This is a genomic window from Corallococcus aberystwythensis (assembly GCF_003612165.1).
Taxonomy (GTDB): domain Bacteria; phylum Myxococcota; class Myxococcia; order Myxococcales; family Myxococcaceae; genus Corallococcus; species Corallococcus aberystwythensis.
In genome coordinates, this window is the sequence record NZ_RAWK01000286.1 from 1 (window position 1) to 12,241 (window position 12,241).

Annotated in this window: 8 protein-coding genes and 1 pseudogene; 6 read left to right on the plus strand and 3 right to left on the minus strand. The window is 70.8% G+C overall.

The annotated features are described in order from the left end of the window. Positions 1 to 234 precede the first annotated feature (234 nt). A complete protein-coding gene (locus tag D7W81_RS34210; RefSeq protein ID WP_120559592.1) occupies positions 235 to 981 on the plus strand; it encodes a sugar transferase in 747 nt (248 codons plus the stop codon). On the opposite strand, the gene D7W81_RS34215 is transcribed toward D7W81_RS34210, so the two are convergent. After that, on the minus strand, positions 902 to 2,053 hold the full coding sequence (locus D7W81_RS34215) for an aminotransferase class I/II-fold pyridoxal phosphate-dependent enzyme (protein ID WP_120559593.1): 1,152 nt from the start codon (positions 2,051 to 2,053) through the stop codon (positions 902 to 904). The genes D7W81_RS34210 and D7W81_RS34215 overlap by 80 nt on opposite strands. A 122-nt stretch (positions 2,054 to 2,175) precedes the next feature. Further along, on the minus strand, positions 2,176 to 3,543 hold the full coding sequence (locus D7W81_RS34220) for a hypothetical protein (RefSeq protein ID WP_120559594.1): 1,368 nt from the start codon (positions 3,541 to 3,543) through the stop codon (positions 2,176 to 2,178). A gap of 245 nt (positions 3,544 to 3,788) precedes the next feature. On the opposite strand from D7W81_RS34220, the gene D7W81_RS44260 reads away from it, so the two are divergent. Next, the gene (locus D7W81_RS44260) at positions 3,789 to 4,718 is read left to right on the plus strand and encodes a GNAT family N-acetyltransferase (protein ID WP_120559595.1); all 930 of its coding nucleotides are present in this window, start codon (positions 3,789 to 3,791) and stop codon (positions 4,716 to 4,718) included. 91 nt (positions 4,719 to 4,809) lie between these two features. Here D7W81_RS44260 and D7W81_RS34230 read toward each other — a convergent pair whose 3' ends face one another. Continuing rightward, positions 4,810 to 6,792: a polysaccharide biosynthesis protein gene (locus tag D7W81_RS34230; RefSeq protein WP_120559596.1), complete on the minus strand. Its 1,983-nt coding sequence runs from the start codon at positions 6,790 to 6,792 to the stop codon at positions 4,810 to 4,812. 392 nt (positions 6,793 to 7,184) lie between these two features. Between D7W81_RS34230 and D7W81_RS34235 the strand changes: the two genes are divergently transcribed. From D7W81_RS34235 to D7W81_RS34250, 4 genes and pseudogenes are all read left to right on the plus strand, one after another. Further along, positions 7,185 to 7,814, plus strand: a complete 630-nt coding sequence (locus D7W81_RS34235) for a histidine phosphatase family protein (RefSeq protein ID WP_120559597.1) — start codon at positions 7,185 to 7,187, stop codon at positions 7,812 to 7,814. Between the two features lie 61 nt (positions 7,815 to 7,875). Then, positions 7,876 to 10,530: a winged helix-turn-helix domain-containing protein gene (locus tag D7W81_RS34240; RefSeq protein WP_147445720.1), complete on the plus strand. Its 2,655-nt coding sequence runs from the start codon at positions 7,876 to 7,878 to the stop codon at positions 10,528 to 10,530. A gap of 137 nt (positions 10,531 to 10,667) precedes the next feature. Next, a complete protein-coding gene (locus tag D7W81_RS34245; protein ID WP_120559599.1) occupies positions 10,668 to 11,840 on the plus strand; it encodes a trypsin-like serine protease in 1,173 nt (390 codons plus the stop codon). A gap of 110 nt (positions 11,841 to 11,950) precedes the next feature. Further along, positions 11,951 to 12,241: pseudogene (locus tag D7W81_RS34250) on the plus strand (hypothetical protein); the annotation flags it as partial.

The following is a 12,241-nucleotide window of genomic DNA, read 5'->3' on the forward strand; positions in this document are numbered from 1 at the left end:
GTGGGGGCCGCGTGGGCGCTGGGGCTGGGCTGGGTGTCGGAGCTCCTGTGCAGCATCTGGCTGACCTGGCGCGTCTGGCGGCGGCTCACGGCGCCGGAGCCCGGCCAGGCGGTCCACCCTGTCGCATCGGGCCCGGTGGATGCCCGGGAGTCGACAGCAGGCTGAGTCCGCGGGGTCGTGGTGGCGAGCCGGGAGGATTTCTAGCCTTTCCGGCTTCAAGGAGCCACATCCACCATGCAAAGACAGGCAGGAACGGGGCTGTTCCTCAAGCGGTGCTTCGACGTGATGGCGGCGGGGATGGGCTTGATATGCCTTTCCCCGGTGATGGTGGCCACGGGGCTGTTCGTCCGGGTGACGCTGGGCAGCCCCGTCCTCTTCCGTCAGCGGCGGCCGGGCAGGAAGGGCCGGCTCTTCACCGTCCTCAAGTTCCGCAGCATGCTGGACGCCATGGACGCGAACGGCCAGGAGCTGCCGGACGAGCAGCGCCTCACCTGGGCCGGGCGGCTCTTGCGCTCCACCAGCCTGGATGAGCTGCCGCAGCTGTGGAACGTGCTGAAGGGCGACATGAGCCTCGTGGGGCCCCGCCCGCTGCTGGTGGAGTACCTGCCGCGCTACAACGAGGAGCAGGCGAAACGCCACGACGTGCTGCCCGGCGTCACCGGCTGGGCGCAGATCAACGGCCGCAACGCGCTCAGCTGGGACGAGCGCTTCCGGCTGGACGCCTGGTACGTGGAGAACTGGAGCCTGGCGCTGGACGCGAAGGTGCTGGCGCTGACGGTGGTGCGCGTGCTCCAGCGCCAGGGCATCTCCTTCGCGAGCGAGGCCACCCTGCACAAGTTCATGGGCAACCCGCCGCCGGAGTCCAACGTCGTACCGCTCCGGCAGCAGGAGGCCGGCGCCGTCAGCCCGCCGTCCGCAGTCCCTGCTTCCGGGGAACGGCGCGGACCACCTCCACCACCCGCTCGAGCTCCTGTCGCGTAAGGTTGGAGCCGGACGGCAGGCACAGGCCGTGGCGGAACAGGTCCTCCGCCACGCCGCCCCGCCGCCGCTCGAAGGTCGCGAAGACGGGCTGCAGGTGCATGGGCTTCCACACCGGCCGCGCCTCGATGTTCTCCCGCTCCAGCGCGACTCTCACCGCCTCCCGGTCCGCGCCGAACGCCTCCGGGTCGATGGTGAGCGTGGTCAGCCAGCGCGTGTGCCGGCCCCACGGCGCCTCGGGCATGAACTCAATGCCCGGCAGGTCCCGGAAGGCCTCCGCGTAGAAGGCCTGGTTCGCGCGGCGCGCGGCCACCCGGTCCTCCAGCACGTGCAGCTGCCCCCGGCCAATGGCGGCCAGCACGTTGCTGAGCCGGTAGTTGTAGCCAATCTCCGAGTGCTGGTAGTGCGGCGCCGTGTCCCGCGCCTGCGTGGCCAGCTTGAGGGCGTGCTGCACCAGCTCCCCGTCCGGGGACACCAGCATCCCGCCGCCGGACGTGGTGAGGATTTTATTGCCGTTGAAGGAGTAGATGCCCACGCGGCCCACCGTGCCGGGGGCCCGGCCCTTGTACGTGCTGCCCAGGGCCTCCGCGGCGTCCTCCACCACGGGCACGCCGTAGCGGTCGCAGGTGGCCATGATGGGGTCCAGGTCCGCGCTCTGGCCATACAGGTGCACCACCACCACGGCGCGGGGCAGGCGGCCCACGCGGGCGCGCATGGACAGCTCCTCCTCCAGCAGCGCGGGGTCCATGTTCCAGGACGTGCGCTCGCTGTCGATGAAGACGGGAGAGGCGCCCAGGTAGCGGATGGGGTTCACCGACGCGGAGAAGGTGAGCGTGCTCACCAGCACGTCGTCGCCGGGGCCCACGCCCACCAGCTGGAGCGCCAGGTGGAGCGCGGCCGTGCCGGAGCTCAAGGCCAGCGCGTGCGGCGTCCCCACGCACCGGGCGAACTCCTCCTGGAAGGCATCAACGTGGGGCCCCAGGGGGGCAATCCAGTTGCTTTGGAACGCGTCGTCGACATAGCCGCGCTCGAGCGTGCCCATGTGGGGCGAGGACAGGTAGATGCGGGAGGACATGCGAAAACTCCAGGCAGGACCGGGCATGGGGAGCCCGGCATTGCCTGGAGCGTTCGCACACTCCCTCCCCCCGCGCGCTCGGGCGGGAGGAGGGGGTGTCTGTCCGTATTGTGGAACTCGGCTTACAGCGCCGAGCCCTGGGACAGCAGCTTCGCGTTGAGCGCGGCGTTGCCGTAGAACTGGGTGTTCTGGCCCACGGAGTGGCTCTCCAGGCGCTGCTGGAGGGTGGCGTTGTAGCGGCCCAGCTTCATCAGGCCGTCATTGAACCAGCCCGTGCCGCTGCCCGTGCCGTCCACGTACATGCTGTACTTCTTGGCGGACGGCCAGATGACGTTGTTCAGGGTGACCACGAACTTGCGCATGTCCGCGTCCGTCCACTCCATGCCCGCGTCGTGGGCTTCCACGAGGTAGGCCATCACGCCGTTGCCGTGCGCCACGTCCTGGCCCGGACGCTTCTTGGAGCCCCACTCGGCGGCCCAGAAGTACGCGGAGGCGTTCACCGGGCTGGTCTGCAGCTGGCCGCGCAGCGACGAGGTGTTGTTGGGCATGTCACGGTTGATGTTGTTGAAGACGGTCATATAGGTCGCCTTCTTCGTCGCATCCGTCGTCATGAGCGACAGGTCCATGGCGATGTAGGCCCAGTGCGACGCCATGTGCGTATTGACGCGGTAGAGGTAGCTGTTCGCGCCGCGCTTGTTCCACTTCTCGAACATGTTCTTTTCGGTGAACGCCAGCAGCTTGTCGTACTGCGACTTGTAGTTGCTGTTGTTGTAGAGCGCGGGCGTCTCACGGATGGTGCGCAGCATGCGCGTCACGTAACGCCAGCAGTAGCTCTCGAAGAGGGGGACTTCCTGGCCCACCGTGTCCGAGCGGGCCGAGGCCCAGCCCATGTAGCCGTCCTTGAACTGGCTCCTGGGCAAGAGCTTGGAGCTCTTCGCGTTGTTGACCATGTTGTTCACATACAGCAGGGCCCGGTCCATGTACTGCGTCTTGCCGGTGGCGCGGTACATCGCCGTGTTGCCGTCAACGCCGTAGGCCAGGTCGTAGAACTGCCAGCTGTCCAGCGACTTGCTCTTGGGGAGGAAGCTGGAGGTGTGCTCCGAGTTCCAGCGGTTCAGGAACAGCGTCTCCCACGCGGCGACGGTGCGCAGGCTGACGGCGGCCTGGGCGGTCGTCCCCAGGTTCTCCTCGGTGGTGGCAGGCGCTTCTACGGCGGCGGGGGCGTCCGCATCCGGAGTGGCGGGAGCCTCCTGGGCCTCCTCCGCTTCCGGGTAGGGAACCGCCGCGACCTCTTCGGGGGAAGAGGGAGCAAGCACTTCAGAACCGGGGTCCGTGACTTCCGTGCTGCCCGGGGTGTTGTCTCCGTTGGGACTCGCCGTGTTGGCATTGTCCTGCTCGGGGTTGGGGCCACACGCACCACCCACCAGCAGGGCAAGCGACAACAGGGACGACAGGGCACGACCAGAGTTGCGACGACGGGATTCCAACATCAGGGGGGTCCTGTGGGGTAGCACCGGACGACAACCGATTGGGCTACCCTGTTGTGGGAACGCCGGAGTGCGTTCACAGGTCGCCAGAAGCGTTGGGAGGCCTCTCAAATTCCTTTGTGATTAGACAAAAAAACATCGCGACCGCCCGTGGGTTGTCAGTGCAAGGCCCCATGGGCCCGTCCGCCTGAGCCGGTTGGGGTGGCCTTCAGGGGGGATGCATGACGAGGACAGGGCAGGCGAGCGCCATGCTGGTTCCCGACGCGGGCGCCGCGGCGCTGTCCGAGCAGTACTTCCGCTCGGAGCACCATCTGCGCGCCGAGGGGGTCACCCATACGCTGGTCATCCAAACCGGCACACCCAGCACACTGCGAATCCCACTCATCGTGCGAGCGATTGAAGGAACGCCGTACCGCGACGCCATTTCTCCGTATGGGTTTCCGGGCGGTGTGACGGACGGCTGGAGTGAAATGCCAGCACTTGCCGTGGACTGGCAGGGCACGGAGCTGGTCAGTATTTTCGTGAGGGAGCGGGTCCAGGGACCGCACTGCTTCTCGGGTGGTACCGCGCGCAACGAGGTCTTCCTGGTGGATCCATGCCGCCCGCTCACACTGCGGGAGATGCATCGCCGGCACATGCGGCGAAACGTGCGGCTGGGATTCGTGAGCACCGTGCGTGCGGTCCGGGACGCGCTGCCCGAGGAGCGCGCGGGGTTCCGGGACGTGTACCGGCAGACCATGGTGAGGGACGAGGCGTGCCGCCGGTACTTCTTCTCCGACGCGTACTTCGAGGAGCTGTTCGCGTCCCCGGTGGCCTGGCTCGTGACGGCGCGCGCGCCGGAGGGGGCGGTCGCCTCCGCGGCCGTGGTCGTCCGCAGCGACGGCCTGCTGCACTACTACCTGGGCGGAACGGCGGATGTGTACCTGGCGCGCTCCCCCGCGAAGAACGTCTTCGGAGGGATGATCGACCTGTGCCTCCAGCTGGGGCTCCCGCTCCACCTGGGGGGCGGGCTTCAGCCGGGGGACGGCCTGGAGGACTTCAAGCGCGGCTTCGCCAACGCCAGCGGCCGCCTGCACACGCATGAAATCGTCTGTGACGCGGCCGCGTACGCCGCGCTGTCGGACGGCCACCCTGGCGGCGGCTTCTTTCCGGCCTACCGCGCCCCGCACCGGCAATGAAGAAGCCCCGGCCCCCCGCGCGCCCTCGCGAGGCGGGCACGGGAGACCGGGGCTTCACCGGCACTTCGCCGGCCGGCCGGGCCGCGTGGGGTCAGGCGCTGACGTTCTGCTCCGCCCCCGTCGCCTTCACCGGGGCGAAGGCGGGCAGCACCTTCGCGACGGTCCCCTGAATCTTGGACGGGGTGTACGCGGGGAGGAGGTCCTGGAGGGCGCGCTTCACGTCATGGGAGTCACCGGCCCGGGCCGCGCGGTCCAGGCGCTTGAGCTGCAGCTGGAAGTCCGCGGGCGGCGCGGGGCTGCGGGCCACCTTGATGCGGTTGCGCACCTGCTGGGTGAGCTCCTCCTCCTCGGACATGAGCGTCTCCTCCAGCTTCTCCCCGGGACGCAGCCCCGTGTAGACGATGGGGATGTCCTTGTCCGGCACCAGGCCCGTCATGGTGATCATGTTCGCGGCCAGCTCCGCGATGCGGACCGGCTCCCCCATGTCCAGGATGCACAGCTCGCCGTAGCCGCCCAGGCCCGCCAGCACCACCAGGCCCACCGCCTCCGGGATGATCATGAAGTAGCGGGTGCAGTCCGGGTGCGTGACGGTGACGGGGCCGCCCGCTTGGATCTGCTGCTTGAAGAGAGGCACCACGCTACCCGCGGACCCCAGCACGTTGCCGAAGCGCACGGCGCAGAAGATGGTGCGCGACGTGGCGGCGATGTCGCGGATGACCATCTCCGCCAGCCGCTTGGAGGCGCCCATCACCGACGAGGGCTTCACGGCCTTGTCGGTGGAGATGAGGATGAAGCGCTCCGCCCCGCAGGCGTCCGCCATGCGCGCCACGTTCTGCGTGCCGAAGACGTTGTTCTTGATGGCCTCTTCCGGAGCGTCCTCCATCAGGGGCACGTGCTTGTGCGCGGCGGCGTGGAAGACGTACTGCGGCGCGAACTCCTGGCCAATGCGCAGCATCCGGTCCAGGTCGCGGATGTCCGCCACCACGGAGTGCACCGGCAGGTGCGGGTAGCGGGACTGAAGCTGGCGCACCAGCAGGTAGAGCTCGTTCTCGTTGATGTCCACCACCACCAGCGACGAAGGCGAGTGCCCCGCGACCTGCCGGACGATTTCACTGCCGATGGAGCCCGCGCCGCCGGTGACGAGGATGCGGCGGCCCGTCACCAGCCGGTGCACCTCTTCATGGTCGAAGGCGATGGCGTCCCGGGGCAGCAGGTGCTCCGGGGACAGGTCGTGCAGCATGGCGGCGGTGATCTTCTGGTCCAGGTACGCGAACGAGGCCGGGATGATCTTGAAGCTGACGCTCTGGTGCCGGCACAGGCTCAGCAGGTGCCGCGTGCGCTCCGGAGACAGCCGGGGGATGGCGATGAGCACCTGCGTCACCCGGTGCTTCTTCATCAGCTCCGGCAGCGCGTCCAGGACGCCCAGCACCGGCTTGCCGTTGAGGTAGGTGCCCTGCTTGCCGGGGTCGTCATCCACCAGACCGATGACGTGCCACGGGCTCTTGCGGTCGCGCAGGAGGTCGCGCAAGAGCAGGTCGCCCGCGCTGCCCGCGCCCACGATGAGGGTGCGCTGGGAGCCCTCGGCCCGGGCGCGGCGCTGGTCCAGGTACCACTGCCGCGCCATGCGCGGGGCGAAGCGGTGGAAGCCCAGGAGCGTGGTGGTGACGAAGAACTCCAGCGCCACCACCTGCCCCGGCAGCGCATCCATGAAGAGGACGGTGCGCAGGAGCTCGAACACGATGGTGCCCGCGAGGCTGGCCAGCTCCAGCCGGACCGCCTCGTGGATGCCCGAGCGGTGGAAGGACCAGCGGTGCAGGCCCAGCCAGACCAGCGTCACCAGGCGCACCGCGACCAGCAGCGCCACGGCACGGGGCAGGACCTCCCGGCACGCGGGGGACAGCCCGTCCGCGAAGTGCAACACCGTGGCGAAGAGCAGCGAGCAGGCGATGAGGACCGCGTCCACGCCCAGCATCCGCAGCCAGCCGAAGCGGTGGGCCCTGCGCGGAGCACCCTCCGAGGACTCCTGGAGCCCCACTTCCATGCTCAGCGCTTCCAGCTTCTGACCGTGTTTCATCGAAGTCTCCCCCCTGCGGCCTGGCGTTCACGACTCACCCGCCGTCTCCCCACCTGCGAATTCAGGAAGACACGCCAAGGCTCGGAACCGCGGAGAAGGTGGACGCGCGTCCAGTGGTATCAAAGCCGTCCAGGAGTGCTGTCAGACCCGATTCCCAGGGGGCTGCATGCCATTGAGCAGGCAGCCTGCCCCGTGGGATGGAAACACAGACGTCTTCCCGGTTCCCGAGCGCCGGGTGTTCAACCTTTCCAAGCCAGCCGGAACGATGTTTCACCCAGGTGACACGCGCCCTGCTGGAAGGAACAGGCGCGGCCGTGGCGCGATGGCCGCGGCGCCGGGCTGACACTCCGCGAGCCTTGCTCCCCCGGAGCCCACCCGCCACGCTTCGGGTCATGACGACCGAATTCATCCTGCTCCGGCACGGGGAGACGGAGTGGAACGCCCTGGGGCGCCTGCAGGGGCACCTGAACAGCATGCTGAGCCGCGAAGGGCTGCGGCAGGCGGACGCGCTCGCGGCGCGCCTGGCCACCCTTCCCTTCCAGGCCCTGTACAGCAGCGACCTGGACCGCGCGGTGCAGACGGCGTCCCGCATCGCGGCGAGGACGGGGCACGACGTCCAGCGGGATGCGCGCCTGCGGGAGCGAGGGCTGGGCGTGCTGGAGGGGCTGACGCGCGCGGAAGCCGGCCAGCGCCATCCGGAGGTCTTCGCCGCGTACGCGGAGGGCCACGCCGACTACGTGGTGCCCGAAGGCGAGAGCGCGTCGCAGCGCCTCCTGCTGGCGCTCCAGTGCCTGGAGGACCTGGGCGCGCGCCACCCGCAGGCCCGCGTCGTGGTGGTGACCCATGGAGGCCTGCTGAGCGCGCTCCTGCGCCACTGCCTGCGCATCCCGTCCCATGGGCCGCGCGCCTTCTCCGTCCTCAACGCGGGCTGGAACCAGTTCGACCTCCATGAAGGGGCCTTGCGGATGGTGACCTGGGGGGACGTCAGCCACCTGCGCGCGCTCAGCCTGGACGACACCTGAGGTTGGCTCGCCACGGAGCCCTGCCGGATGGGGCCCGGGGGCCCTACAATGGGTGCACGTCATGCGCACACCATCCGCTCCGGGGCTGGGACCGCCAGCAGTCTTCGTGGGCCGCGCCCAGGAGGTACGGCGGCTGGGGGACATGCTGCGGCGCGTGCACACGGGGGTCGTCTACGGGCTGCCCGGGGCGGGCAAGTCCGCGCTGGTGGCGGCGGTGGCCGCGAAGCACCGGGGGCCCGTCGTGCACCGGCGCGTGCGTCCCGGGGACACGCTGGACACGGTGGTGGACGACGTGCGCCGCCTGCTGAGTGAGGCGCCCGTGGCCCAGGCCCTGTCGGACGCGTCGCGGCTGGAGGCGCTGGCGGGGGAGCTGGAGGCGCGCCGCGCCCTGTGCGTGCTGGACGACCTGCACGTGCTCGGGCCGCCGGACCGCGCGGCGCTGGTGGAGGACCTGGGAGGTCGGCTGCGGCAGGGCACGCTGCTGGCCACCTCGCGGGAATCGGTGCCCCGGCACGCGGCGAGCCCGGACCGGGTGGAGCTGCGGCTGGAGGGCCTGCCGGAGGAGGCCGCGCGCCAGCTGTGGCGGGAGCTGGACGCGCTCTACGGCGAGCGCGACGGCTTCGACGCGGCCTGGGGCCGCTCCCGGGGCCTGCCCTTCCTGCTGCGCCGGGCCCACGCGGGCGACACGGGCGGGGACGAGCCGGTGCGAGCGGCGCTGGCGGGGCTGCCCCTGGACGAACGGCGGCTGGCCGCGATGCTGGCCCTGAGCCAGCTGCCGCTCACCGCGAGCACGCTGGAGCAGGCCCTGGCGGGCCACGCGCCGCCTGACGCATGGGGCGAAGCGCTGAAGCAGCTGGGCGCGAAGCTGCTGGTGGAGACGGACTCACGCGGCCGGCACGGCGTGCACGACCTGGTGCGCGAAGCGATGGTGTCCCTGCTGTCGCCGGAGGAGACACGCGCCGCCCACGAAGCGCTGCTGTCGGTGCTGGAGCGCGAGGCCCTGCCCGCCGTGGTCCGGGTGCGCGCGGTGTGCCGCCACCTCCAGGCGCTGGGCCAGCACGAGGCACGCGCGGCCTTCATCGTCGCGCAGGCGGAGCCGCTGGTGCGCCACGGCGCCGCGGACGAGCTGATGGGCCTGCTGGACTCGCTGCCCGCCCCGCTGCGCACGCCGCAGGTGCGGCTGGCCCATGCCCGCGCGCGGGTGCGGCTGCTCGACCTGCGCCGCGCCTATCCGGAGCTGCTGGCCCTGCGCGCCTCGCTGGAGGCCGCCGCCGGCGCACCAGCGCCCGAGTCGAATGAATCCCTGCGCGAGGGCGTGGGCACCGTGCTGGTGCGGGTGGCCCTCTTCGCGCTGGAGCCGGAGGCCTGCGAGCGCACGCTGGAGGCCATGCCGGTGCCTGGCAGCGCGGAGGTCTTCCTCCAGCAATTGCTGGCATGGACCGCGCTGCGCTTCTTCCAGGGGCGGCTGGACGAATCCCTGGCCATGCTGGACAACGCCGCCGCCGCGACCGGGGACCGGCGCATGCTGGGCTGGTGCGCCTACGCCCGCGCGCTGATGCTCTGGATTGAAGGCCGCGACAGCGAGCTGGCGGAGCCCCTGGCCCAATGTGTGTCATTGCTGGAGGACGCGCCGCTCGACTCGCGAGGCCCGCTGGTGGCGGCCATGTCCGCGGGCATCTTGAGCCGGCTGGGCCGCTTCACGGAGGCCGACGCCGCGCTCGCCAGCGCCCGGGAGCGGCTGGGCCAGCTGGGCGCGCCCCGCCTCGCGCTGGAATTGGACTGCATCGCCGCGTGGGTGCGCGCGGAGAGAGGACACCGGCGCGCGGCGCTCGCGACGCTGCGGGAGACGGAGGGCCGCGCGGAGAAGGCGGGCTACCTCTTCGTCCGGCTGCTCTGCCGCGTGGGCGCGGGCCGCATGCTGCTGGAGCTGGGCCGGCGCGCGGAGGGCCGGGCCCAGCTGGACGTGGTGGAGGAAGAGGTCCGGGCGCGCGGCGTGGTGGGGCTGATGCGGGCCGTGCACGTGGCGCGCACGCTGGACGTCCCGGGACCCCAGGCGCCTCCCGTCACCGTGGAGCCCCGTGAGGTGCGCCCTGGCATCGCCGCCCGTCAGCGCGCCCTGGCCGCCCTGGCCGCCGCCCGGAGCGCGGACGCCCCGCGCGCCACGGCGCTGCTCACGCAGCTGGAACCGATGACCCACGGCGAGGACTTCGCGCTGGAGCGCATGCTGGCGCTCCTGGCCCGCGCCACGCTCCACCGGCACGCGGGAAGGCTCCACGAAGCCACGCAAGCCCTGGAGGAGGCCCTCCGCGAGGCGATGGAGGGCGGAGTGGACCCGGAGCTGATGGCGGAGCTGACCCGGCCCCTCGCCTCCGAAGCCGCGCGTCCGGCGGAGGCGCCCGCGCCGGAGCAGGTGGTCCTGGACGCGCGCCGTCACGAGCTGCGCGCCCCGGGGAAGACCGTCTCCCTGGAGCGGCGCGCGCTGCCGCGAAGGCTGCTCTACGCCCTGGCCCGCCAGCCGGGACGCACCCTGTCGAAAGAGGACTGCGTGCGCGCCATGTGGAACGCGGACTACGACCCGCGCCTGCATGACAACGCGCTGCGCGTCCACGTGAGCCACGTGCGAGACATGCTGGAGGGCACCGGCACCCGCGTGGTCTTCGAGGACCCCGGCTACCGTCTGGATGCGTCCCCGGGCTTCACCTTCGTCGCGGAGTAGACTCCCGCGGCGCGGAGGGAAACCGCGTCACAGTCGTTATCCAGTTACGATAAATTACGGGACCGGGTGTTTACATTTACTTCCCGGTTCCTCCAGAATCCCTGCGCCTCATAAATCTCCCATAAACCGAGGTTCACATGATTTCGGGTCAGATTCTGCGTCGCTGGGCTGCCGCCAGCGTGGTGTCGCTGCTGGTCGTCGGTTGCGGTCCCCAGGCCACGGAGGAGAAGCAGGCCCAGCCGGAGACCCCGGCCCCCGCCGCCACCACGCAGGAGATCGTCGGTGGCACGGCCACCACCATCGCGGCGAACCCGTGGCAGGTGTCGCTGCAGAGCAGCAGCGGCAGCCACTTCTGCGGCGGCTCCATCATCAACGAGAGCTGGATCCTCACCGCGCAGCACTGCGTGAACTCGGGCGGCAGCATCTCCAAGCCGGGCCGCGTCGTGGCGGGCATCACCAACCGCACCTCCACCAGCGGGGGGCAGATCCGCACCGTGTCCCAGGTGGTCGTGGTCCCGGGCTACGTGGACGCGAACGTGGGCAAGGACGCGGCGCTCCTCAAGCTGTCCTCGCCGCTGGACCTGAGCGGCGCGAACGCGAAGGCCATCCCCATCGTCACGGCGGCGGACGCGGCGGCGGGCGTGGGCGGCGTCGGCGCCGTGGCGCGCGTCACGGGCTGGGGCACGCTGTCCAGCGGCTCCTCCTCGCTGCCGACCACGCTCCAGACGGTGGACGTGAACATCATCAGCAACGCGGACGCGCAGGCCGACTACCAGGGCCAGGAGACCATCACCGCGGACCAGCTGGGCGCGAAGGCCCCGGGCAAGGACTCCTGCCAGGGTGACAGCGGCGGTCCCCTCACCGTCCTCAAGGGCAGCACCCGCGTGCTCGCGGGCATCGTGAGCTGGGGCTACGGCTGCGCCGACGCGCAGTACGCGGGCATGTACGGCCGCGTGTCGTCCTTCGCCAGCTGGATCGACGCCACCGTCAACGCCCCGCAGCAGCCGACGCAGACGCTGCTGAACCAGACGGGCATCTCCGGCGCGGCCAGCTCCTTCAAGCACTACGCCATCACCGTCCCCGCGGGCGCCACCACCCTGACGGTGGAGCAGTCCGGCGGCACGGGCGACGCGGACCTCTACGTGCGCCAGGGCTCGCAGCCCACGACGACGGCGTACGCCTGCCGCCCGTACCTCAGCGGCAACGCGGAGACCTGCACCATCACCGCTCCCGCGGCCGGCACCTGGTACGTCTCCGTGCGCGGCTACTCCGCGTACACGGGCGTCGCCCTGAAGGCCACGGTGCCGTAGTCGTCGCCTGAAACCGGCATCCGCCCGGAAGCCCTCTTCCTCCCGTCGCGGAAGGAAGGGGGCTTTCGTGTTTCAGCGCCCCGTGGGCGTGGAGTGCTACACCCGGGGTCATGGCCCGGCCCAGAGCTTCCCGCTGTCCCCACTGCAACGCGCCCTTCACGCCCCAGGTCCTGAAGACGCACTACCTCTGCGGCTACTGCGGCCACGCGTTCGACCTGGAAGGCCCGCCCCTGCCGGCTCCCGTGCCGCGCGCGCCGCAGCCGGCCCCAGCGAACCAGTCCGTCATCATGGTGCTCGCGGGCGTCTCGCTGATGGTGCTGCTGGGAGTCATGGGCGCGGTGTTCGCTCTCTCCGCGGGAGGCCCGGACACGCCCGCGAGCACCATGATGACGGACTGGTTC